Consider the following 23681-nt stretch of genomic DNA (forward strand, 5'->3'; position numbering starts at 1 on the left):
GTTAAATTATTGGTTAGTGACTCCGCTGGGATCCTGTTTATGGTGCTTATATGCTCTAAACGGCTGTTTTTCGTCGCTCTCGAACCTAGGTTAACGAATCGGTTAACAGATAGAATGATCTACTTTGATTCAGTTTAGTCAAGTACTTCACTATCGCTACAAAGGTAATTGTTCCGGCTAACATTTGTGATAAAGAAAACTTAATTATCGCTTTTATCTTTTGAGTATCCTGGCACCGTTAAGTCAGTTACACAACTAATCGATGATCTCTTTGATTTTCCACTGGTGGGGAAGCTTACATTTTAGGTAAGGCTACACTGGCTACATTCCTCATGATCTGTTTTTCGAGACCAATGCGAAAGCATCTTAAACTTAATTTCATCCATTCGCTGCCCAGTGAAAGGGGAGTATTTCAATATACTCATAGTCAATAGTCCCCCCTGGCCAATAAAAAAATCATCACTTGTCGACAAAAATGCTTAACTGGTCGAAAAAAAACGTGATTTGTCGAAATTAACAGTCGGAAATGGCTTGAAAAGTTTTTTATATACTTACTTAATCTATTCTTCGAGCAGTTTCTTCATTGTTAATAAATTATTTCATTTCAAATTTAAACGCTATGCATCAACAAAAAAGACAAACGCGGTGGTTAACTGCAATGATTATGTTTTTAGGAATCAGTGTTTATGCCCAGAGCAACATCAACGGCGACCTAAGCAAGCCAGCAAGTCAATTGAATTACATCGCAGTTGGAAGTTCTTTATCAGCCGGAGTGTCCAATAGTGGTCTTACGAGTGAAAGTCAAAAAAGCGCATTCCCGAATCTGATTGCAACCCAGATGAAACTGACAAATTTTATGCAAGATCTTCTGGATGACTCCGTTTCGATAGGTACCGAAAAAGTTGATTATAGAGGAGGTGTACTCAGATTTATCGATACGGCGACCCCCTCTGGAAAAGTAAGTCGACTACCAAAGGCAAAAGAAGATGTTAGTAATTTCGCAATACCTTTCTTGAAAATATCTAACATTCTGGTCAACGAAACCATGGAAGGCTCTTTTCTTCCATCGTTCGAGCGAAAATCATATAATCATATCTACCGATTTACAGATCAACAGGGAGAAGGGAAAGTGTCGTATCTGGATATCATCGATAAAAGAGTTAAGAACGTAGATTTTTTTACTTTCGAAATCGGCATGCACGACTTGGTTTCTTACTATAAAAGTGGTGGGCAAGGGCAACCAATCAGTTTACTTACCAATGAGAGAGAAGGGTATTTTCCAGAAAACTACCTGATACAACTTCTAACAAGTAGAGGCGCAAGAGGGGTAATGGCAAATGTACCCGATGTCCTTGAGTTTCCTTTTTTCCGGTCGTATGGATATGACGAAATGAAAACAAAGGTAGGTGAAGAGATTTACACGGAATTCAATGGAAAACTACAGGTTAGAAAAGCGCACTCTGGCGATTGCTTTATCCCAAATTCCAATACCAGCCTTTTGTTTACCAGTGTCGGGTCGATCGGACGATCTAGGGAAGAGCCCCTTTCGGATGAGGATGTTATCGGGACCGAGGAGCAAGTTGACGTAAGAAAATATAATAGCTGGCTCGGAGTAATAGCTGATCTAAACAATATCCCTCTTGTGGACCTACACAAGCTTTACTCTCAAATTTTGTCGGGTACATATGTGTCGGAAGATGGAGTGAAAATCGACCCAAGTTATCCGGCAGGCAATTTTTTCTCTAATGATGGGATACATCCAACTAAGATAGGGCAGGCAGTGATAGCTAACGAATTCATTAAATCTATCAATGTGTTCTATCACGCTAATATTCCGCTAGTCAAAATTAAAGATATTAAATAAGAGAAATTATGAAATCTATTTACTTGATTATCATATCCGTTGTCACATCATTCTGTGCTATTGCGCAGGATTCGGGAATTTGGACACCATACTATAGTATGGTTTATCAACGAAATGCTGCCCCTGGCGGAAGTGCTGTTATTACGTTCTCAGGGCAGGTGAAAAACAGGACAAATGTGTCTTATCGTATTTGGAGGTTAGATAAGTACGGAGTTCAACAAAGCCCAGACTGGAAACCTTCACAAGCTCTGCCCGCGGGTGCAATGAGTGCATTGGGAGATGGAGGAATTTACCATTTCACGCTCGATGTGCCAACTGGCTGGTATGTGTTTGAGGTTTCAGATCAAGTTTCTCCGGCAAGATGGACGAAATTTGGCGTTGGAGAGGTATTCGTTATTGCTGGGCAATCAAATGCCCAGGGAAGTGATCCAGTTCAACGAATTACTACTTCAGAGAATTTGGATTGTGTAGTCGGGAACCGGAACTCACCCTACGGTGACTTTGGAGACTTGTGGACCCCAATTTTCACTGCTATTAGCCCTTCGGCTCCAAAGATAGGGCCAAGAGGTGACAGGCCATGGTTTTGGCAAGAACTCGGGAACAAAATTGTAACCAGAGAAGCTCCGAATAGGATTATTCCAGTTGCCTTTTATAATATGGCGCATGGAGGTAGTAGTATTACGAACTGGCACGACTCGATGAATAGGGTCAAACAGATGTATAGTAACAACTATGCAAACATGATGGTCTACGGCACAACTGTAATGACTACTAATCCATGGGGGTTTTCCACTTTCGACAATCGTCTTCCTTATTCTGATATGCGAGATTTCTTGACTTATTATGTTAACATAACCGGAGTGCGGGCGGTACTGTGGCACCAAGGTGAAGCTGAAACAAAAACATTGTTAAGTCAGAACAGGAAAACCAAGTATAACCCCGGACCAGTGCCCGCAGGCTATTCAATTTTAGACTATGACACAAAATTAAAGGCAATAATCGCAGATACACGCACGATTCATCCAAATCTTCATTGGGCCATTTCTAAGGTGTCTCTCAACGGTCAGCAGCGTAATCCTCCAAGTTCTATTATAGACACCCACTACACCGGAAAAGTTGGCACGACCCCAACCCTGTTTACACCGCTAGGTGACACAACAATTTTAGCGTCTGTGATAGATGAGCAAATTTCTGTGCAGTCGACTACCTCAAACGTCTCTTGGATGTCTCAAAATTCGGATAGCTACACTCCGCGGTCACCCGATGGGACACACTTCAGTGAAGCTAATTTGGTGAGTATGGCTAACGAAGTTTATGGAAATATGGGAACTATCTTGGCCGCGACGCCAATTTTACCTACTCCTTCACTTCCTAAATTAACGCTTACTAAGAACGCAAGTCTTGATTATACGGCGAGCACATCTGGTGGTTTTGCATTTTACAGATGGAAAAATGATTATGGCGCGTTTGCCTTTGAACAAGACGCAGCTACGATGGGGAACAATTACAATCCAACACCTCCATCAGGTGACCTGGGGTTTTCGGGATATGTGAAAAGCTCTACTGGGAAAATATATCAAGTTGTGCCATGGGTTTATGTAAAGTATATGCCGGGCGCCCGTATGAGTGTTGAATCGCAGGTAGGATCTCCAATCCTTGAAAGTACTAGTATATTCCCCAATCCCTTGTCAAAGGAACAAAAGCTAAATATCAGTTTCTCAACAACTATGAGTACGCCAATGACAATTATGCTGCTTAATAGCCAGGGCCTTGTATTAAAGAAATTTACTGACGATATTGGCGAAGGAAAACATAATTATTCCATTTCCCTGAAAGAGCTAAATTTGAACCAAGACATACAATTTATTTACTATAGATTGGAGACAATGCAGCATAACGAGACTAAAAGGGTTTTAATTGCGAAATAACCTAATCAAAATTTGCTATGAAAAAGCACGGTTACATTTGGTTGCTTCTGGTAGTTGTTTTAACAAACTGTGGAAAAGATCCCGTCGAATCAGGTTTACCCAGAGACGACCAGTCGATAAGCTTATCAGCTGATTTGGAAAAGTTTTTGATCGAAGCAAAAATTGATGATAACACAATTGCCGATGGACAAATAAGATATGCGATGATCAAAGATATTGATTCGCTTAATATAGAAATGTTCGGTAGTAAGCTAAGTCTGAAAGGGTTGGAGTATTTCACAAATCTCAAATATCTGAAATTTACCGGAAACCAAGAGCGTTTGGATGTTACTACGGGCTATTATTACACATCAATGTCAGGCATCAATAAGGACTATGTTGCCCCGTTGGACACATTGGATGTAAGCCAAAACGAGAAATTGCAATATCTTGAATGCTCTGGAAGAAGTGACGGAGGTGGATATATATCGGCAATCAAATATCTGAAGCTAGGAAAGAACAAACAGTTAAAAACGTTGATAGCACAATTTACCATGTTTGAAGATATTGATCTATCATCTGCTGTCAATTTGGTAACGTTGGATCTTAGCGGATGCTATAATCTCCCTATTTTAAAAATTTGTAGCAATCCCCTGCTCTGGATTCTCAAATCGCCCCAGGTTAAGCAATTGTATATTAGCCCCAAATTGGTTGTGAGACCTTCCTGGCAAACAGGTTCTGGAACAGTTTTAGAGTGTAAATAGTAGGTAAATTGTTGATCGATAGTACTAACGAAGAGGGTGTCTTCTATGTTGAAAAACAAGCTTAGGATTGATTTTTAGCCTACTTGTTGAAAATTTTGGCAGCACCGTCTAACCTCCCGTTGAAATATGCTGACCTCTAAGGTTACCGCATTTTAACGGGATTATTTATTTCTATAAACCACACTTCTCTTAGTGAACGTCTTCTGATGAAGAGTCACAGTTTTGTTGTTATGCTTTTAGATGCGGAACGCAAACTCAAAATAGTGAACAGTATTTCACGTCACAGACACCCCCAAGCGTTGATCGTATCAGTCCGATCAACCCCTCTGTCGCTGCATTCTGTAATTTTCTAGGCTTGTGCCATTAAAACAGACACAGAAAAATGCGCCGACTTTACGATCAACCGTTTTACCGGAAGATGAAGCGCCCTGCAAGTCATTGGCTTGCAGGGCACTTGTATGTCGGTTCCGTGATTCCGCACATCTATTCAGTTCGCACATATTACGAGACCTAGCCGATTCTTATGATTGGTTAGAATCTCATATTTTCGGAATGAGTTCTATATCCCGGGCAATATCCTGCACAAACTTTGCCATCGGTCTTTTCAAGACGTCTTCGGGCTGGTCATAATTGCCAATGATTAGTCGGTTGACCATAGACGGGTCAGGGAAAAGTAGACGAAACTCATCGTGAAGTTCTTTCTTGTACTTGTCATTGTATACTACTTTTTTATGCAGTAGCTCTTCTATAATATCCTTTTGCGTATCATATATTTGTTGTATATCAAACATATTCAGATACTTTTTTGCATCATCATCATTGATATTTAGCCAATTGATAGATATTTTAATCAGGGATTTATCCTTTTTAGTCAAGCAATCAATTACACTATCTTTGTCTAAACTAAACCTAAAAACCTCGACATCCTTATGGTCACAATATAAATCAAATGTTGACTCATTTTTACTTTTAATGCGGTTACAGCTGCCACAAACAGGATAGAGATTATAAAATGTCGTTGACAAAAATGGATATTTAGATTTTGGGTGGCGATGATCCAGTTCCAAGAGCGCCCGACGAAACCTGACGTCCCCCTTCCTCGCGGGAATATCTGGAAAGTTTCTCTTGTAATATTCTTTGTCTATAACTAAAGTCAATTGTGCATGACAGTAGACGCAAGTTTTGATTCCAAGTTCTTGAACCATCTGTATAAATTCTTTCTCTCTTAGCGCATCATAACGCATAGCCCTGACAATGTCTTCATAAAATCTTTTCTTGATTTTGCTAACTGCAACAATAGTGCCAAACTCTTTAATGAGGGTTATCATTTTCGGTTGATCCGCCATTATAATAGCTTCATATTCATTAATAATTTTACCTATATATGCATCAATTTTTGCGTTGGGTAACTGATATAGTTGCGCACGGTTGGGAAGCGCTATCAGTGCGGCTAACGCCTCTTTGGGAAGTCGAAAGTCACGCGTGCTGAATAAATTTTGTTTATATTTGTTAAATACTCGCTTTAACACTTCGTCATTGTATATCTTTCTCATCTTGAAGTTCTTTTAATTCGATTTGCAATTGTTCTATCCTTGCTAACCTATCCTCGTCTTTATATTTTTTGATCCACAGTGACTGAAGTTGCTTTTGAATCACTGGCTCTCCAATGATTCTTATAACATCCAATGCAGCTTCTCGGGTCCATGCAAAGTCATCAATAAGCTCATTTTTTGCTAGAAATGCGCTAAGACTTAGTATCGTACCTTTAACGTATTCGCCCATTACACCCTTATCGAGGAAAAAACTATCTGCTAGCATATCGTGGATATTGGCGCCAAAAGTGTTCCATCCAGATCGATCACCTCCTAAAAAAGCTATATTCTCAGAAGGGATGTCTGACAGTATAAAAGGTGAATGTGTCACAAAAGTGAGATTTAGACCTGCCAACTCTAGTGGGAGTTGACTGATATACTTCAATAAATAACTGATAAAAGTTCGCTGCATTTCAGGGTGGTAATAAAGCTCAATTTCGTCAAAAATGATATTGACGAATTTATAGCCCACCTGGCTATCGTCGTTATTGCCGGAATCGATGTTTAACAAATGGTAAGCAATGGTTCCCGCAGCAAATATTTTCTGTTTTTCTCCCGAACTGAGAGCCGCGAGCTTAACATTTCCGCTTAGCGTAATTTCTGGCTTCAAAAATGAGGGCGGGATCATGTGGATTGTTTTCAGCTGCTCATCCCGGCTGTTTGCAATTTCTTCGAAGATGGCGATTGAGAGATCATCCACTGGTACGGAATATTTTTCCGCTGGTTGAAGATCATGCTTTAAAAATTGCCGCAAATGGTCAAACTTAAGAAAATTAATAGCTTGTTTAAACTTATACGTTACATGGCTCGAATCATCCTTTAAATTTTCCAAATAGGCTGGCAAATCCTTAAAGGAGTTTTTGCTAATAATATATTCGCCTTTATATTTTTTGTATTTAAGTGAGATGCTTATGGCCTTCCTTAAGATATATTTGTAAGATATATCCGCCCAAGATGAACCTAATACGGGACTTTTGTCAATGTCCATAGTCGGTATCCCAAAGGCAAGCTCCACAGCTGCAACAAAGTTACCCCAATAGCTTTCGGCCACATCCCATCCGGCATAACGTTTACGTTCCGGGTTTTTTTTAGTGGGTGCATCGATAACAAACAGAAATTCAAGTTTTTTGATTTCCAGGCTCAGCTCGATTTCCTCAGCCGATTGCTTATCTGTAAGTTCTCTGAACATTGCAATTTTGCCCGATGCATCGGGATCAGCATCATAGAAGAGTATATTTGAAAGTAGCCTGGCATTTGCGAAGCTTTCTTCCTCGTTTACATCAATGTTTCCTTCGTTACGATGAGGGTTTAACACCAGCGGTTGTTGATATGCATCATTCTTATGAAACAGATAATTAATCCAATCACCGAGGTGACGAGAATTTAACGCGAAATGTGCGTAGTTGAGAGACACAGTATAGAAAAGATCCTGGAGGTTAAAATCAGCAATATCTATCGTCTCTGCATACATGAATCCTTCCTGTTTGGCAGCATATCTTTTAATAATCAGATCAGGCCCCTTAATTCAATTCCATAAAGGTCTTCCGTCGCGTAATAGAAATCCATAAATACATCTTCAACATACTCCATATAATCGGTTATAGCCGGGTGTCGTACCGAAATATTGTTGAGGGCAATATATATTAGGTCAATAATGCTACTCTTGCCTGATCCATTTTTCCCAACCAACGCGGAAATAGATATTGACATACCTTCTACGTTATACAAACGCAGGTCTTTTGATGGCTCATAGGTGATAACCTCCGGATCTGAAAAATCGTAAGCCTTTGAAAACTGATAAAGTTGACCTGGGTCAATCACTCGCTTCCACTGGGTGGCGGTGTCTTTATAGATTCTGAGAGCCACCATTTTGAACTCGCCGATACGGTTCCTCAGCTTTCTTTTGAAAATCTTTTCTCTCTGCTCATCCAACGGAGAAGAGTCTATCAAACTATCCGTTGGTTCATCGCTTTTTACTGGTTGTAACTCAGGTATATTCTCTGGTATCTGATTTACATAGTTATAGGCCCGTCTCGATAGCTCCACATAATCAAGACCACTAGTTTCAGTCAGTAAACGAGAGTATGTCTCAAAAGAAACTGATCTACTCGTTAGCCTACCTTGATCTCTCAAAAAGGCCACGGTGTTGTTGTCAAGCGGAATAAAATGATCGCTGTCTATCCAAAAAAGAAAAATTGTAAACGAAGGCAACTGCACGCCAGCCCAGGATTTGACATTGTCAAAGATCTTTGGAGATATTGCGCCTGCTCCCTTTGACATAACTTCTGCAAATACCTTCCAGATTTGTTGCTGATCCAATAGAGATCTGAGAGAGAGAATGCGACTTGTCCGCGGCATCGGACACCCAAGGAAATCAATTGAGTCAACTTGCTGATATGTGGTATCTGTTCCTGTACTCAGTAATTCGAGAAGGAAGTTGTAACGCAACATTCGCAGAGTTGGAGAGATTTGCTTGCCGTTAAATGAAGCAAAAACATTAATTGGGTCTAAACTAGGTTGGGATTCAGATTTCCCAAATCTTGCCAGCCATGGGAAAAGTTCCAAACCCAATGGTAGATCCAGGCACATTGAAAGCAAGAGCGATCCGGACCTTGTCTCGTTTCTAAGATAAAAGTCGTTGAGACGATTGGCAAGAAGTCGGTATGCTGTTGACCATTGAAGTTCATTCATCTCAGAAATGGTTGATTGAAAGAATTCCGATCGCATGAATGAGCGTTTGCTGTGATGCAGACCCGAACATAGAACGAAGATTTATGATGGAAAGTAGTAGTACGAATTTATGTATTCCTATATATTCTCGAACTCCAAGTGTAAGAATTGCCAGCTATTTTGTAACCCAAGTAATAATTATCGAAAATAAAGTCGATATAATAATACTTAAGATTGCCCACCGAACTGTCTGTCGAACTCCCAATTTTCCTTCTTCTTTAACGGGCAAAATGATGTTCTTATAAACTTCTTCATAGTTGCGAGCCACCTTATTTAGGCTTTTAAAGTGCTCCTCAATTTGGTTCAATTGAGGTATCATAGGTTGCAGTAAGGAACTTGAGCGCAATTGCTCTTTTGTCGCCGCAATAACGCTCTCCGTGGCTTTAAGTTCGTCTGATAATTTTTTGGGGTTAAAAGTCAAAATGTCTGTTATTCTTTTGTCCAATCTTTCAATTTCATTTCGATCACATGTTCCGTTATACTCGATTTCCAAGATTAGATGTTTTAGGTAATCTCTTGTCTGAGGTACTGTTGAACACATTACGATAGGCTTGAAACCATCTTCGCCAAATTCATCGTAGTATAAAAGTCCCTTATCATTAAGTTGAAACAAGTAGTCTTCATGAACCACTGTTTTATCCGTTAGATATAGACTCTTCCAAACAGCAGCCTCATTGAGGTCCACAGAACCGTCTGCTTTTGCCTCAACCAAGAGATTGGCGATAAAAAATATTTCCTCATACTTCGTCATAACGAACATCGGATTAAGTGTCAAACAATATGCAGATTTGGTTTTACAAAGCTATACGCGAAATTTAAAGCGTATATACGTAGAAATACGCGATTCTCCGAGCACGTGTCTAGTTGAATTGTATTCACCTAAGTAAGCGCATCTTCCGTGATGGTGTCAGAAGTCTCAATATCGCACATTGAAAACATCAGACGATTGAGATTATGTTTAAGGGTGCGGAAAAAGCGGAAGAGATGCTCCGCCTAGTTGCTGAACTGGAATCGGGCGGTTATGACCGGCAGAATTTTGCCCGGCTTCATGGGATCAGCGTTAGTAAATTAGGCTATTGGCGTGCCAGGTACTGTCGTCAGAATAACAACGGGCCGGCTTCGTAGAGATTGTAAACGAGCGTGAGCGAAGATTTTGAATAGGTCAATTACCGCTACAATGTGTACTTGAAGGAACTTGCTGATATCTGCGGCATTTCCTTTGACGGCATCACGATCAATAAGCAAGAATTCAACACCCACCTTGCAAGGCATACCTTTGCACATATTATGCTCAACAACGGCGTGCCGCTGGAAGATCTAAGCAAGATGATGGGACATAAAAGTATCCGCACCACTCAACGGTATGCCAGGGTCAACAAAGCCCGCATTAGTGAAAACGTATCAAGAGTCAAGGACAAATTATTTACCAAGTCGGGCAAACTTAGAGCCACTAAATAAAGTTGAGTTTCTCCGCCGGTCAATCGGCGGAGAACATTGTGGCGCCGGGTCCTGCTTGATATTCGCAATCTCGGTTTCGATGATCTCCCGGACATCATCTTTAATCTGCTCGAACACCTTTTTGATCATCTGGCCATTTATGTGCCTTACCACAGGGATGGGTTTATAGGCAGCTGATTCTGCTGTCATGGCCTTGTGATTGTTTAAGATATACACCAATCGTGACAAAATTTTGGTACCAATTGTAACAAACCGCAATGAATCTTCCAAATATTTTTTCGCGCAGAACATTAAATTTCTTGGAGAAAGGAAACGAATAACCGAGCAACAGCTTACTGACCAGCTCTTTATGACTCGCAGCAAATTAAATGCGCTGGAATCTGGGCAGACTGCAGCCCCGAAGCCGGAGGATCATCTGAAATATTCAGATGATTTCAAAGTGAGCGTCGATACGCTCATGCGGGTGGAACTGGCAAGGCTCGGGTGAACAATCTGCTCACCTACCCCTCGCGAAATTGAAAATCTCTTTTTATTCCCGACTGCTTATGAAAATCTTCGCCAACTAAGCGTCGACCTGGTACCAAATACTATCAGTTGAAAGAATTATAGGTGTTTAGCCCCGCTCCAGAAACTGAAGACAAAGCATTCTTTTTAGACAAATTGTAAGTTATTCCAAAAAACATCTTCGCTTCAAACTTCTCGTAATAGGGAATGTTGAATGATGAATATGAGGTATCCTTCGATTTTACCACGATGTTACCGCTATCGGTAATGAAGTTGTTGGCCGACAGATCCAGACATCGAACCCGGCCAAATGCACAACCAGCATGCAGGATGATTCGTTCTGATTTGCCGAGATGAACTGAAACTGAGGCGAGTGCTTGCAGCGATTTATTGCCAGCGTAAGCGACTCCAAAACTTAGACCACCGTTGAACCAGCTATCACCATTTCGGCGAACAATATTGACCATGCCGCCAAATGCGAAATCAGCCCTCCCTGAATTTTGACGCTTGATTTGAATACTGTCCACACCGGAGGTATCGGTAGAAATAAGGACCTTATTAAACACATCGTCGATAAGCCGACTACCAAAAAAGCCGACACTAAAGTCAACCTTTAGCCCCCCACGCAGCCAATATTCATAGACATACTCTGAAGCTTTGCTATCCTTGCTGCCAACCTCTTCACGCCTGATGACAAACCTTAGAACATCATAATTTCCAAAGTTCGCCGTGGCAGGCATTAGGTTTTCACTTGTTGTGGACTTTTGGACGGTTGCCAGACTTGTTAAAATTTTATTGAGTAGAATCGAGTTCTTATTTACGTTGGTGGCCATTTTTTCATAGAGCGCAACATTAACGTCAAGGTAACTCATCAGCACCTGCAAATCTGCATCAGCTTGCCGGACATAGATTAAAAAATCACGAAGTTTTTGCGTTTTAACATTGATTTGATGGAGCGTCGCAGAATCTATTGAGCTCATCGCCAGCACCTGGCTATGAAATGTGGCATATTTCACGGCATGTTCCTGTACACGCATCCCTATGTTGGTGGCAATAAGCAGTACATAGTCCTGATATAATTGGAAACGCTTTTCAAGTATTTGTTCGCGAACTGAATTTAAGTTCTCTTGCAAGCCGATGCCATGGTATTCGCCCACGGTCGGATGCTCCCAATCGAGCTTATACTTTTTCTCAAGACTTAGGAATTCGCTGTTTTGCAACCCGTTTTTCATATCATGCGGCTGGGCACTAATATAGGACAGAAAATCTTCCATGGTGTCGAAATCGTCGTATCTGGTTTTGAAATCCTTTGCGAATGCTTGCTTGGTAGTATCAATGGGATAATATAAGGTAGCAGTATCGGCAACCGTCGACATTAATCGGCGGATGATCGCGTTGCCTGGATTAATGATTGGTAGTTTACGGATGTAGGCAACATAATCCTGAATTTGTACAGAACGTTCGTAGCTCAGGTCGCGTAAACGCTCGCTAAGTATACGGTACTTGTCGTTACTAACAATAAATAAACTATCTAAATATATTCGCTTTCTAATTACCTCCATAGCTGCCGTTTCTCCGGCTGCCGCCATTTCCTTTTCCTCTTCTTCCTCAGTTTTGGCCACCATTTCTGCTTCTGTCTTCTTCACAACAGCTGGACTGCCGTTGTGGCGTCCGTGAGCGGAATTCGCCTTGGAAGAAGAATACTTCGTCGTTCTGGCTAAATCACTATACATTCCCTGCAACGCCTTGCTTACCATCCTGAGCGAATCTACCGTAGCGACCCGTTTAGCATTAAAGTCGGCTAATTTCTTCCGAATTTGGCTTTTTGTAGTATCTGTTGAGAAAACATCCGGAATTATAACCTCAGGGTTAACAACACCATTCCCACTTATAGCTTTCGATTGCTCGGAATCTTTAGAGGCTTGATCGGTAAAGTGAGAAATCGCGACATTATTAACTGAGTAACGATATTTAAGGGGATTGATTTCCGTTACCCGAAAAACTGTTGTCCCGTCGAATTTTCCAATTGCCCCTTTCAATTTCGGTTTGTTAGGAATTGTCCCATGCAAACGAAGGTCAGAGGTCGAAAGACGATATTCAACCGAAGAGCTGATTTGTGCAAACAACTGTGTTGATATAATGACCAGTACAATAACGAGCAAATATTTCATGATAGGGGCCGAGAATCTTACGAAGCATTGACCAATAAAAGGTATCAACAAATCGTCGTAACTCACTGATACAAACAACTAAGTTATTATTCGGTATTATCTGCCTCTCAACGACTTCGGAGCCATTGAGGGATCATCGAGATTGTAGCTTGTCATTACCTGATGAGAATACAAGCTACTTAGAAATAAAGTTATAGTGGATTACGGATCCAATGGTGGTTAGCTTTTCAAGATATCCCTCTCAAGGCGTTGCCATCATTCACGGACTAAGAAGATTTAAAGACTAGCTTTCTTCATCTTGATAAATGTCCTAAAACTTAAAAAACTTCGCAAATGCCGTGGTCTTGACACATGCCGAAAATTTGCTACTAGCACTTGCAAAGACCGATCAAGTAATTTTTGTGTTCGAAATTCAATCAGCCAAATCGTCCGGGAGAAATTATGGGGTAAGCCTGTCGCAAATAACCCACCAAGGTTGAACAAAATAGTGCTTACCCCAGAACATTCCTCCGCAAGATATTAACTGTTCTGCTAAATATATAGTAGTTTATCTCGATGAGATATCATTTTCAAGGTCCTAGTCCCCTTATAACTCGGAAAAATTCAGTGTGAAACGTCTAGTTTCTCATTGGCCAATGAGTTTATCAAGACCTACCCTAAGTCCTAGATATGCATTGATAGACGGCTCATAAGCAGGTAGAAATCCTCGGACCTCGCCACCTATTGTCACATTCAAGCCCGTAAACCGCTCGGACACCCGCAGACGGACCAGATAGAAAAACTTAGTATCCTTAATTCTTGTTGGAACAATGGTTCTCCGATTTGTTTGTTTATCTATTGACTGCACAAACTCTGTGTAGTTGTTTTCCGCTAATCCAATATTTGGGTCAAAATAAAGCTTGAACTTCTTATTAGCATTCAATATCATAGGAACGCCTGCACTAAAAAATCCATTAGTTCTCGTATCTGAAACATTCTGCGCCACAAATCCATTTCCTGTCTGAAAAACTGGCGAAGGTCCAAGACTGGCTTTGCTTGTGTCACTCGAGACAAGTTCAGAGTCGAACCCCACAACAGTTGTTTTTCGAAGAACTTCAACTCTTATCGAATAGTACATATTGAAGAAATCACTCTTCCGCTTGAAAACCCGGAAAGTTGGATTAAAATAGTAGCTCCATTGGGTTGATGATATCTTTTTATGATCCACATATACCTTTCTAATATACTCGGTTTCACCCTCCTTGTAGGGCTTGTCATCTAATTTGATGTACTGTTTTCGAGTAACTATGTTAGAAGAATCATAAGAAAAATTCCGAAACGTTGATATGCCTACGAATCCGCCGAACCGGTCGTCTGGCCCTACGATGTCGTTAGCCATTACTACGAACTCTCCTCCTATGTTTTTGAACTTCGGCTTTTCTAAAAAGTCAAGATTCCCCCCGGTAAAAAGCTCGATAGATAAATTTCGAATGATCGACTTTTCACGCTCAGTATAGATCGGCTCGTCTACGCCCCCATCGAGAATGTTTTTGATCATTACTAAATATTTCACCTCCGCTTTTTTACCGTCCTCTTCATACGATAAAGTGAGGTGGACTGCCTCAGTTGGCTCAGAATTAAAATTATCTGCCTTAATCGTCATGGAGAGCTCCCCTTTATATTTATTATCCACAGAGAGTTTGATTTTTGTACCCTCGTCGATAAGATAATCTTTTCCTTTTTCCGAGTCGTTATCCGCATCGTCGACGATTACACTTACTTCAACATTGTCCTGTTTGGTAGTAATGGCGAAAGGGATAATGATTTTGAAATCGCGGAGCTCCTCTCTGGTCTCGAATGGTGACGGTCGATCAAAAACTAGTTTGGCCTGTGAAAAAACGAATAGCGGAACCAGATAGATAACAATTGTGTAGATAACAGTTCGCATAGCTGATAGGGATAGGTTTCAAGTGAATTTGACCGGAGCAGCAGAAGAAACTGAGGACTTACCAAACCGCTAACTTCGGATTCAAGTTAGTTTTTACCCCTCAAAAAATTGCTACCGCTTAATCAATTCAAAAGCATAAAGAACTACATATCAACATCATGAGAAACTTTTATACCTTCGGCGGCAAATCCAACCAACTGCAACCTAATCCGATTATCTTGGACGTAGACTAGATGCTCGCCGCCATAATTGTGCGCTGAACGAATCAAGAATGCCTTGCTTTTCTTGCTCTATATCGAGCGTGTCCGGTTGCCAATCAACGCTGTCCCAGAACATTTTAATGTCACACCCGCTTCTTTTGAAAAACTTCTCTGGCCGGGAGTAAATAGGCAATCCTAAATCTTTCGTAATCGAAATTCTATAATCATTACTATCTCCAAAGAAAACAACGGGAATTCCCAGAGCCAGGCAAGGCAACGCGCAATGCAGCCTGGTCGTGATGACCAGATTAGCATTGTTCCGATAGAAATCGAGAACGTCCTCGGCATTTCTTCGCTTTTTATGTTCCTGCATCTTTGGCGAGACGGCATGGCTTATACGTATAGACCGGTCTTCAATCGACGGTGGGAGTGGAAACGGAACGTCGACAATAACGTTCCACCCGTGCCTGGGTCTTGATGGGGCTTTCGGAAAAGTCAGCGTCAAACATTTGCTATAAAATGTCTCGATCCCCGCGCTTGACAACTTTGCAGCGGTATGACTGTCTCGACAGCCTATTGGGCCATTCATTCGAAAATGCTCGAGACACTGCTCATTATTCAATACATAGTTCCACGAACCGTTCCAATGCGTTAAATGAAATCCAAAGTAGATTGGCACGATGTTCTTGGCAAGCGGAAAGCAATCCTCAGGCCTATGGCTAAACCATCCATTCATCACTAACACAGACTGGTCAGGTTCATCCAAATGCCTCAGACCGTCTCTTTCGAAACGTTTATCAACCCGCGGCAGGAGTCGTTCCGCAGCAATCGACTGTATGTGGTCACCAATGTTAGTGAGATTTGGATAAGAAAGTCCGGCAAATTGGAAGTTGCTGAAGGTCTTCATTATTTATTATTAGCGATATAAGATGTCCTGATTAGCCCCAAAAATGCAAGCTACAATTCAACGAAGCGACATTTTACTTACTATCAGCGCCATCATTGTGACGTTTATTATTCAAAGACTTAATTTCGATACATTGCAAGCATTTGAAGTATCCTTGGTTAAACCTTGACCATTGGCCTGTATATGGTTTTATCTCTGATGTATCTCGAATACTTCGATACTGAATCCTGGGATATACTTACTTCATTGGTAAGATTATCATTGTAGAAATACAGAACTTCGTCTAAAAAAAAACGATTTAGCCTTGCCACAAAGTTCTGAGATTGGGTAGATGTTTGCCGCATCGGCGGCAAACTTGCAAAATGGCTTCCTTTCAAAAGGATCGTATAAATCTTCCTCCCTTACGTAATCATATAGCCAGGCCAGACATGTCCGGAAATGAGAAACCGACCAATAGTTTCTGTCTTGATAAATGCGTAGATCATCGGGCAGTTCCGAAGAAAACCCGCTACGCCCAACCAAGGCAAGACTGTTGGCTTGATGTTGAGACCACACCTGCCAAACTTTTCTGCTAGCATAAACATCAAAGATTTTCGCGGCCGCCTCAGCATCGGTTAACCAATCATCTCCGTCAACGACCCCAACAATGGCGGAACGGTTTGAAATGTAGTTTCGAGCCGAATCATACGTGTTACCTCCACCATAGAATTTATGCTGATTCCGGATAAAGAGAACATCTTTACCATGAAACTTCGTGTAGAATTCTGTAATCCCGTCAATTCCCAAAATCTGCTCCAAAATAAAGGGTGTGGAGTCCGTCGACTGATCATCACGGATGATGACACCTAAATCAGGAAACACCTGTGAGACAACCGAGTAAAAGGATCTATGGATATATTCCTCGCAATTATAGACAGGAATTACAATGACAAAGCTGTTTTTTAATTTTTCCATCTTTTATGAAACGTTTAAAGAAATTCGCACTACTTTCGAAAGCAGTCCCAAACGCCGCGCAATCGCCTCGAAATCAAAACTTTTCGCGGATAGTATGCTGAAAGAACGATCCCTCATAGCTTTGGCGCTACTTCTCGCGCCATGATGTCACTATACCCCGCAGCTTGAAACGAGATATTTTCTATAAAACAATAAGATCGTCCTCTTGGATGTATCTCGTTAGCGACCATGATGTCCAAAGGATTATCAAGCTGCCTGGCGATTTCCAGGCATTCCTTGAAAACACGGCTGTGTAATGCCCAACAATGCGTATGGTAGCTCCGTGTAATGCGAGCAACGTGCTGGCTGACTGGAATGAAAGGCGCCAGGTGTAAAGCTCCAAAGTAAAGCGTCTCCCAATCACTTGGAACCTGCTGTAACCACCGTCCGACGACTTGTTGCAAATCATCTCGAAAGGTCACATCGTCCTCCAATATCAGAATAGATTCGTACCCACGGTCAATACTGGTCTCAATAATTCTCATAAAGGACACCACCAACCCGGCTGCTGCGGAATTCCAATAATAATCGGGTTGCCCAATTAAGCTTGCCTCAACAAAGTCCAGCTTCTCTATGCTCCCATCGAAAGCTGGAAACCGCTCGAAGCGAAGGCCAATCCTTTTGCATTGAGCAGCAGCGTTTACCAAACGATCAGACCTTCTATCGAGATTAATCAAAAATGTGTTGTCAAAAAACGTATTTAACATCGGGCGATTGTAATAAGTCAAAAAATGCCTCCTGACCGGGATAATTCCGACCTATTGGGTTATACATTAAAGTCTGCCTGCAAGCGTTAAAAAAAAAGCTCCTTCACGAGGCAGAGAACATTCGCTGCAATGGAATTACATCAATATCAAAAGGAACTGGTCTTTGCAAACAATTCGTCCATGCCTTTTTCCACAGCCAGACGTCTTGGCGTTTGTAACCTTGCTACCCCACACTCCAAGTCCGGGTCTGCGCCAAGTATAAGCAACTGTTCTGCAAAGTTCGAAAAGCCCATTTCAAAGGCTTTGTAGAGCATGCTTTCTCCATTCGCATTTTTCTGGTCAATTTTAGCACCAGCTTTCAGGAACGATTGAATTACACTATTAGCCTGTTCACCTGAAGCCGACTCAAGCGAAATCCCGTCTACCAACTCAAATCTGTCCCACCAGTAATTCACACTGACTGACATGTCCAGCGACTCCACTAAATGCCACCAGTACAATGGTATATAAAGAATATCGCCGGTATGAAGAGTAAGGGTGTATGTATTGGCGTGCTTAAAAAGTGGATATTGTTCAAGGCGATTCATATCAATCTCACTGACATGAAAAAAGCCGGGTCTGGTACCTTGATACAGAAATTTGGAATCGGAAGGTGGGAAAAGAGTTATCTTCTTCCTCCCTACTATCTGAACCAAAAAGTTATGTGATGTATCGAAGTGGAGCGGCGAAACACAACCGCCGCCCCCGATCCACACGTTGGTAGATCGGCCGATATCTCGGCTGTAAATCCATTGAGGATCCTCAAGATCCGGCGCCAGCTCCGGGAAGGTTTCGGCCAATGATGCTTGTGAAATATAATATGGTTTGCTGTCTGACATATGATCGAGCGCCTCATTGAAAGGGAGAGAGACAACCTTAGCCTCTCCTTTGTGAAAGTTAAAGACCCCACTTTCACTGTAACCCATCTTCACTATTCGTGCACCGATCTTATCTTTTAGATACTGTACGGTCCAAGACTCATAGGCCGGCACATGCTTGGCTGCACCCCGAATAATCACCGGTCGATTTGGTTCATAAAATTCACGGGTAAAATCCTCAACGGTCAAAATCTCCCGTTCAATGACTGCATTAACTTGATTTGTCATAGCATTATAAATTTAAGATGTTAGAGTTTCCTGTCAATGGTCTTAATAACTACCTATGCAAGCTGAAACTCCATAAGCCGTTTATAAAGACCCTGATCAGTATCCATCAGCTGTTGATGACTGCCGATTTCTACAATCGAACCATTTTGGAGGACCACTATTCGGTCCGCTCCGTATACTGTGGAAAGACGATGTGCCACCACGAACGATGTTCTGAACTTCATCAAATTGGTCAGTGCCGTCTGGACAAGAAACTCTGACTCCGTATCGAGCGCACTGGTAGCTTCGTCCAGAATTAATATCTTAGGGTCTCTTAAAATGGCTCTTGCAATTGCAATTCTTTGCCGCTGACCTCCTGATAACCTGGTGCCGCGATCCCCAACTACGGTCATGTAACCATCTGGTAAGGCTGAAATAAACTCATGGGCACAGGCTTCTCTTGCTGCTTGAATAACTTGATCCATCGAAGCCATAAGATTGCCATAAATGATGTTTTCTTTAACTGTGCCCCCAAAAAGTTGAAGATCCTGAGGCACGATGGCAAATTGACTCCTTAATGCAGACAAAGGAAAATCCGCAGAGTCCCTTTTGCCGAACAATACCACGCCTTCGTCAGGTTTGTAAAGCATGGAAAGCATTGCCAAGAGCGTACTTTTCCCCGCCCCACTTGGCCCAACCACTGCCACCCGTTCGCCGGCTTCAACTTTTAGAGTAATGTCTCGCAGAGCATGTTGAGACCTGTTCGTCGGATACGAAAATGATAAATCCTTTATTTCCAAGCTCCCATCTATAATTTGATCTGGATCCAAACCACTTTCTATTTTCTCAACTTGCTCGGTAGGTAATCGAAGCAGTTCTGAAATCCGCTGGGTTGCTCCTAGGCTTCTTTGGACACGCGAAAGCAAATCAGCCATCCCATTTAGGCTGCTCGTTATATAAACTGCATATATGACAAAGGCCAGTAAGTCGCCGTACGATATTACACCCTGCCTCATTAGTGACATGCCTCGCCACGCTATCAGAATAATTGCGCCAAAGACAATTAAAAAGAGCGCTGAACCAAGCATCGATCTAACGTGCGCACTTTTTCTTGCTGTTGCAACGACCTGGTTCATGTTCTGACGAAATCGTTCTACCTCATACCATTCATTGGTGAATGTTTTGACATTCGAGATAGCGCCAAAAACCTCACCAAGGATAATGTTGCTTTCGGCAACTTTGTCTTGAAGCTCCCTTGAGTTATCATGAATACCCTTATTAAAAAAGCGGGCAGCTATCGCAATCGCCGGTAAAAGTATCAGGATAAGACTCGCAAGCTCGATCGACAATGTGAAGGCCAAAGTAGTAGCAATCGCCAAAGTGCCAATGTTACGCAACATGTCCGTCAAGGCAATAGAAACACTTTCCTGGATTAATGCAACATCATTCTGAATCCTGCTTACCAGCTCACCGACCCGGTTCTGGTTAAAGAACTCCAACGGCAACTTTACAATGTGACTAAAAATGCTTGTTCGCAAATCAGCCATTAGGTTATCTCCAATCAGAATTACGTGGTAAAGGCGCCAATAATTTACGACCGCTTGAATGACTACAAGCAAAATCATTCCGATCAGCAATTCGGTTGCTGAAAAGTTTTTGACTCCATTGGCCGACTGGCTATCAATTAAAAGCTTCAACAGAAAAGGAAAGACCATTCCTACCGCGCTGTTTATCAACACAAAAAGTGATCCTTTTACCACCCGCCACCTGTACGGCCTTAAAAATGACCATAGATGCAGAAAGTCACCATCAAAAATCTTCATAAATCACAGGTTTAAAACCGATCGCCATTTGAAATTCTCCTGGAAGACCTCCCACGAGCAGTTATAAATTTTAGAGCTGCAGCAAACCATGCCCTACTCTCAACAAATACCTTTATTGCCGGGAAAAGCAAAGCGCGTCCAAGCATCCCCTTTTTTAGTTCAACGGCCTCTGCCGGCAGAGCCCTTAGCAGGAAGAGAATCCACAATGAATAGCCCACATACCCCGCTCCGACTGCCAAAAGTAGCTTCGGAGCAAAAACGGACGAAAACAGGACTATCAAAGGAAGCGTCAACAGGACTAGAACATAGAGCACATCGTGAAGAAATCGTGAACCCATCCTGGTGAAGCTTAAAACCTCCTTTAAGTAGGCTTTGCGTTCGAAAAAGACTGTTTCAATGTAGCCCAGATTCCACCTGATACGTTGTTTTACGAGATCTTTGTAGGTAAGAGGAGGCCTGGTCAAAGCCAATACTGAGTCTAAATAGACCGTTGAATATCCTTTACGAATTCCGATCATCGTGGCCTCGCGATCTTCTCCATTTCTCAGGCCGCTGTGGTCTTGATAGATCGATAGTAATATTTCTCTTTTGTAACAGCAGCCGGCCCCCGGCATAACCGGCACTGTCGCATCTGCCCTATGGTACTCATACCACATCCGCGCAAGACAGTACTCCAACTGTTGATATTGAAAAATGGAGCCAACCCCCTCGTATGGGATCATCCGAAAATAAAAACCCATTTGATTTGGCTGATCTCTCCAACCATCAATTTGTGACACCAACGAGTCCAAACCCGTAAGGTCGGTGTCAAAGTCTGAAAGAACAATGAACTCATGTGGTATGGAAATCGTAACGCGATGCAATGCCCCGACCTTGTTTCCGTTGGGGAAAACCGAAGCTACAAAGAAACAGTCTGGCCAAATATTGATGTAGCTGTTGATTTCATCAAGGCTATCGTCTGTTGAGCCATCGTCAATCAATACTACGTCGATAGTATCGGAGTGTTGCAAGGCAAGATTCCGGAAATAGTCCAGGCGCTCTGTGAAATTGGTACGATTTTTCTCATTGTACTGAGGTATCAAGATACAAATCTTGTTAGTTCCGGCAAAGTCACCTCGAATCCAGGTAAGGCCAGAAACAGTTGGGCTTGACAAATACATCATAATAAATGATTTTAATGTTTTAAAATCTTTGATTGGGATACATGTGTGAGAATTCCTCTATTCCGGTTCCAACATCTGATGATATTGACAATGCGGAGAAATATTTCTCGAAGTCTGTTAGAAATGATAGGATGGATTCTTTGGAGTGCCGACTACCATCAAACTGCGCATCAACATGTAATGTATCCGGTGAGCTGGTGAACTGCAATTGCATATCAATGGCGATTAGACTGTGAGGCTTAGGTTTCCTCTTGGTTATATTGAACCCAATATCGACGATCCTGTCATTGCCGTCTTCTCTGACGGCTGGTTCTTTTTTGGCATATGCAAACTGAACATTGATGTTCCAAAAAGCACATCGCTCCGGGAATCCAGCAGGCCCCATTCTCTCCAAAATCTCTCTCAGTGTTGTCGCCCTATGCCTGGCCATATCCTCATTAGCTTTCGCCACCGCATCGATCACGTCCTCATAACTGGACTGCTGCTCGAATGAAAATCTGATCAGCTTTGTATTGGCAAAGCAACCTACTTGCTGCTCCATTCCCTGAAAGTCCCTTCCCAACACATATGTGCCAAAGCAGAAATCACCTGGGTTTCCCTGTCGGAACAGAAAGCTTCCAAGCGCGGCCTGGATGATAACAAAAGCATTTACATTCTTCTTACCTGCAAGTTCTGTTACCTTATGAGCAAGCTGTGAGCTAAACTCATACCGTTGTGCATCGAAGACCTGTTCGAATATTTTCGACTTTTTCATGCTCGATCCAGGGATGAAAAGTTCTGGCGGGAGGGAATCGAAACGCGACAGCCAATATCGTTCATCGGCTAGGGAATTTTCTTTAACATAGTCATTCTCCATTGCCATAAAATCTTTTAGCTGTGCTTTCAATGGCAAAATTGTCAGAGCCCCCCCCTTTACATACTGTTGGTAATAGCGGAACAGGTCCCTTAGAATCACATCGTACGAATAGCCGTCGCAAATGACATGGTGAATTTTTATAGATAGGATCCAATTGTTTGGACTTTTACAACATATCCTGACCAAAAACAGTGGCCCTGTACTAGGATCAAACCGATGATCCTCAAAGTTTGCGAAATGCTCGATCTGACTGTTGTTACTAATTTCATCTTCGCTCAAAATATTTATATACTTGTCTTCTGACGGCGCATTGTCGACTCCCATGTAGAAGTGACCGTCAACACGGACAAAATACGCTCGCAAACTTTCATGTCTTTGGATCAGAAGCTGTACTGAGCGGCTAAAAATGGCTAAATCGAAAAATCCATCAATATCGAAAACAGAGAGAGACGTGCCGTGAATGGTGTCATATTTCTTGAACTCACTATCTAAGGAATCATCGAGCCAATAATTTTGGACAGAAGTTGCCTTATAGAGCTCGGTGCCGTTAGCAGCAGTCAAATCGGGCTTAGCATGGATGCGATTGTTATCAAAAGAGAAATGCTCTTTTAGATACTTTTTAAGGCGCTCTTTGTTTATTTTTAAGAGACTCATCAACCCTTCATCCGGGGCTTCTCCGGTAGGAAAATTCACCACCAGATTATCATTCGAAACCGATAACTTCACCCTCGATTTATTTGCTCTTTTAATTAGATCTGGCAGGTCAACCATGTCTGTGTTTTGCATAGCCATTATTTATAGTACAATTGAACTAACATCTTCACCATACACAATTTCATTCGCTCGGATCAAGTCAAGATGGCTTGCCTGCGATTTCAAGTCCGGATACAAAAACAAGCTCCGGACAATGACATCAATATCAAGCTTGTCCTTTACCGCGGTTACCATCCGGATTGCCATCAGCGAGTGCCCGCCCAGCTCAAAGAAGTTG

The 23681-nt window shown here is 42.0% G+C and carries 20 protein-coding genes; 6 read left to right on the forward strand and 14 right to left on the reverse strand.

Annotated features, from left to right (window positions below):
* Positions 1-619: 619 nt before the first annotated feature.
* The 3 genes from AAHB90_RS31395 to AAHB90_RS31405 are packed head-to-tail and all read left to right on the forward strand — an operon-like array spanning position 620 to position 4535.
* Positions 620-1864, forward strand: coding sequence for an SGNH/GDSL hydrolase family protein (locus AAHB90_RS31395; protein WP_342089290.1), 1245 nt, complete (start codon positions 620-622; stop codon positions 1862-1864).
* An 8-nt stretch (positions 1865-1872) separates the two neighbouring features.
* The gene (locus AAHB90_RS31400; protein ID WP_342089291.1) at positions 1873-3792 is read left to right on the forward strand and encodes a sialate O-acetylesterase; all 1920 of its coding nucleotides are present in this window, start codon (positions 1873-1875) and stop codon (positions 3790-3792) included.
* A 17-nt stretch (positions 3793-3809) separates the two neighbouring features.
* A complete protein-coding gene (locus AAHB90_RS31405) occupies positions 3810-4535 on the forward strand; it encodes a hypothetical protein (RefSeq protein ID WP_342089292.1) in 726 nt (241 codons plus the stop codon).
* A 539-nt stretch (positions 4536-5074) separates the two neighbouring features.
* On the opposite strand, the gene AAHB90_RS31410 is transcribed toward AAHB90_RS31405, so the two are convergent.
* The 4 genes from AAHB90_RS31410 to AAHB90_RS31425 all read right to left on the reverse strand — a co-directional run bounded on the left by AAHB90_RS31410 (position 5075) and on the right by AAHB90_RS31425 (position 9608).
* A complete protein-coding gene (locus AAHB90_RS31410) occupies positions 5075-6088 on the reverse strand; it encodes an HNH endonuclease (RefSeq protein ID WP_342089293.1) in 1014 nt (337 codons plus the stop codon).
* Entirely contained in the window at positions 6069-7598 is a 1530-nt protein-coding gene (locus AAHB90_RS31415; RefSeq protein ID WP_342089294.1) for an AAA family ATPase, read from the reverse strand. The genes AAHB90_RS31410 and AAHB90_RS31415 overlap by 20 nt, the downstream gene beginning before the upstream one ends.
* A 35-nt stretch (positions 7599-7633) precedes the next feature.
* Positions 7634-8818 carry a hypothetical protein gene (locus tag AAHB90_RS31420; protein WP_342089295.1) on the reverse strand — a complete coding sequence of 395 codons (1185 nt, stop codon included), beginning with the start codon at positions 8816-8818 and terminating at the stop codon, positions 7634-7636.
* A 154-nt stretch (positions 8819-8972) separates the two neighbouring features.
* Positions 8973-9608, reverse strand: coding sequence for a hypothetical protein (locus AAHB90_RS31425; RefSeq protein WP_342089296.1), 636 nt, complete (start codon positions 9606-9608; stop codon positions 8973-8975).
* Between the two features lie 203 nt (positions 9609-9811).
* Here AAHB90_RS31425 and tnpA point away from each other — a divergent pair, with 203 nt between their 5' ends.
* The 3 genes from tnpA to AAHB90_RS31435 all read left to right on the forward strand — a co-directional run bounded on the left by tnpA (position 9812) and on the right by AAHB90_RS31435 (position 10802).
* Positions 9812-9982: an IS66 family insertion sequence element accessory protein TnpA gene (gene tnpA, locus AAHB90_RS32905; RefSeq protein WP_446717947.1), complete on the forward strand. Its 171-nt coding sequence runs from the start codon at positions 9812-9814 to the stop codon at positions 9980-9982.
* A gap of 60 nt (positions 9983-10042) precedes the next feature.
* The gene (locus AAHB90_RS31430) at positions 10043-10315 is read left to right on the forward strand and encodes a tyrosine-type recombinase/integrase (protein WP_342089297.1); all 273 of its coding nucleotides are present in this window, start codon (positions 10043-10045) and stop codon (positions 10313-10315) included.
* A 349-nt stretch (positions 10316-10664) separates the two neighbouring features.
* Positions 10665-10802, forward strand: coding sequence for a hypothetical protein (locus tag AAHB90_RS31435; RefSeq protein WP_342089298.1), 138 nt, complete (start codon positions 10665-10667; stop codon positions 10800-10802).
* 103 nt (positions 10803-10905) lie between these two features.
* Here the strand turns inward: AAHB90_RS31435 and AAHB90_RS31440 are convergent, their stop codons facing one another.
* The 10 genes from AAHB90_RS31440 to AAHB90_RS31485 form a co-directional block, all read right to left on the reverse strand.
* The gene (locus AAHB90_RS31440; protein ID WP_342089299.1) at positions 10906-12990 is read right to left on the reverse strand and encodes a hypothetical protein; all 2085 of its coding nucleotides are present in this window, start codon (positions 12988-12990) and stop codon (positions 10906-10908) included.
* Positions 12991-13615: 625 nt separating this feature from the next.
* Complete coding sequence (locus AAHB90_RS31445; protein ID WP_342089300.1) at positions 13616-14917, reverse strand: hypothetical protein; 1302 nt, start codon at positions 14915-14917, stop codon at positions 13616-13618.
* 213 nt (positions 14918-15130) lie between these two features.
* Positions 15131-16024, reverse strand: coding sequence for a polysaccharide pyruvyl transferase family protein (locus AAHB90_RS31450; protein ID WP_342089301.1), 894 nt, complete (start codon positions 16022-16024; stop codon positions 15131-15133).
* Between the two features lie 258 nt (positions 16025-16282).
* Positions 16283-16978: a glycosyltransferase gene (locus AAHB90_RS31455; RefSeq protein WP_342089302.1), complete on the reverse strand. Its 696-nt coding sequence runs from the start codon at positions 16976-16978 to the stop codon at positions 16283-16285.
* Between the two features lie 113 nt (positions 16979-17091).
* Positions 17092-17724, reverse strand: a complete 633-nt coding sequence (locus AAHB90_RS31460) for a glycosyltransferase family 25 protein (protein WP_342089303.1) — start codon at positions 17722-17724, stop codon at positions 17092-17094.
* 146 nt (positions 17725-17870) lie between these two features.
* Positions 17871-18869, reverse strand: coding sequence for a cupin-like domain-containing protein (locus AAHB90_RS31465; protein WP_342089304.1), 999 nt, complete (start codon positions 18867-18869; stop codon positions 17871-17873).
* A 53-nt stretch (positions 18870-18922) separates the two neighbouring features.
* Positions 18923-20671, reverse strand: coding sequence for an ABC transporter ATP-binding protein (locus AAHB90_RS31470; RefSeq protein ID WP_342089305.1), 1749 nt, complete (start codon positions 20669-20671; stop codon positions 18923-18925).
* Between the two features lie 11 nt (positions 20672-20682).
* Complete coding sequence (locus AAHB90_RS31475) at positions 20683-21834, reverse strand: glycosyltransferase (protein ID WP_342089306.1); 1152 nt, start codon at positions 21832-21834, stop codon at positions 20683-20685.
* 19 nt (positions 21835-21853) lie between these two features.
* Positions 21854-23476 carry a condensation domain-containing protein gene (locus AAHB90_RS31480; RefSeq protein WP_342089307.1) on the reverse strand — a complete coding sequence of 541 codons (1623 nt, stop codon included), beginning with the start codon at positions 23474-23476 and terminating at the stop codon, positions 21854-21856.
* 9 nt (positions 23477-23485) lie between these two features.
* Positions 23486-23681 (reverse strand): phosphopantetheine-binding protein (locus tag AAHB90_RS31485; RefSeq protein WP_342089308.1); only part of this gene is annotated, 196 nt, incomplete at its 5' end.

The organism is Dyadobacter sp. OTU695, from assembly GCF_038440355.1.
Lineage (GTDB): Bacteria > Bacteroidota > Bacteroidia > Cytophagales > Spirosomataceae > Dyadobacter.

What these genes read in the sequence shown, in the direction of transcription:
- AAHB90_RS31395 (WP_342089290.1), top strand. Translation starts at nt 620, where the DNA reads ATGCATCAACAAAAAAGACAAACGCGGTGGTTAACTGCAATGATTATG.
- AAHB90_RS31400 (WP_342089291.1), top strand. Translation starts at nt 1,873, where the DNA reads ATGAAATCTATTTACTTGATTATCATATCCGTTGTCACATCATTCTGT.
- AAHB90_RS31405 (WP_342089292.1), top strand. Translation starts at nt 3,810, where the DNA reads ATGAAAAAGCACGGTTACATTTGGTTGCTTCTGGTAGTTGTTTTAACA.
- AAHB90_RS31410 (WP_342089293.1), bottom strand. Translation starts at nt 6,088, where the DNA reads ATGAGAAAGATATACAATGACGAAGTGTTAAAGCGAGTATTTAACAAA.
- AAHB90_RS31415 (WP_342089294.1), bottom strand. Translation starts at nt 7,598, where the DNA reads ATGTATGCAGAGACGATAGATATTGCTGATTTTAACCTCCAGGATCTT.
- AAHB90_RS31420 (WP_342089295.1), bottom strand. Translation starts at nt 8,818, where the DNA reads ATGAATGAACTTCAATGGTCAACAGCATACCGACTTCTTGCCAATCGT.
- AAHB90_RS31425 (WP_342089296.1), bottom strand. Translation starts at nt 9,608, where the DNA reads ATGACGAAGTATGAGGAAATATTTTTTATCGCCAATCTCTTGGTTGAG.
- tnpA (WP_446717947.1), top strand. Translation starts at nt 9,812, where the DNA reads ATGTTTAAGGGTGCGGAAAAAGCGGAAGAGATGCTCCGCCTAGTTGCT.
- AAHB90_RS31435 (WP_342089298.1), top strand. Translation starts at nt 10,665, where the DNA reads ATGACTCGCAGCAAATTAAATGCGCTGGAATCTGGGCAGACTGCAGCC.
- AAHB90_RS31440 (WP_342089299.1), bottom strand. Translation starts at nt 12,990, where the DNA reads ATGAAATATTTGCTCGTTATTGTACTGGTCATTATATCAACACAGTTG.
- AAHB90_RS31445 (WP_342089300.1), bottom strand. Translation starts at nt 14,917, where the DNA reads ATGCGAACTGTTATCTACACAATTGTTATCTATCTGGTTCCGCTATTC.
- AAHB90_RS31450 (WP_342089301.1), bottom strand. Translation starts at nt 16,024, where the DNA reads ATGAAGACCTTCAGCAACTTCCAATTTGCCGGACTTTCTTATCCAAAT.
- AAHB90_RS31455 (WP_342089302.1), bottom strand. Translation starts at nt 16,978, where the DNA reads ATGGAAAAATTAAAAAACAGCTTTGTCATTGTAATTCCTGTCTATAAT.
- AAHB90_RS31460 (WP_342089303.1), bottom strand. Translation starts at nt 17,724, where the DNA reads ATGTTAAATACGTTTTTTGACAACACATTTTTGATTAATCTCGATAGA.
- AAHB90_RS31465 (WP_342089304.1), bottom strand. Translation starts at nt 18,869, where the DNA reads ATGACAAATCAAGTTAATGCAGTCATTGAACGGGAGATTTTGACCGTT.
- AAHB90_RS31470 (WP_342089305.1), bottom strand. Translation starts at nt 20,671, where the DNA reads ATGAAGATTTTTGATGGTGACTTTCTGCATCTATGGTCATTTTTAAGG.
- AAHB90_RS31475 (WP_342089306.1), bottom strand. Translation starts at nt 21,834, where the DNA reads ATGATGTATTTGTCAAGCCCAACTGTTTCTGGCCTTACCTGGATTCGA.
- AAHB90_RS31480 (WP_342089307.1), bottom strand. Translation starts at nt 23,476, where the DNA reads ATGCAAAACACAGACATGGTTGACCTGCCAGATCTAATTAAAAGAGCA.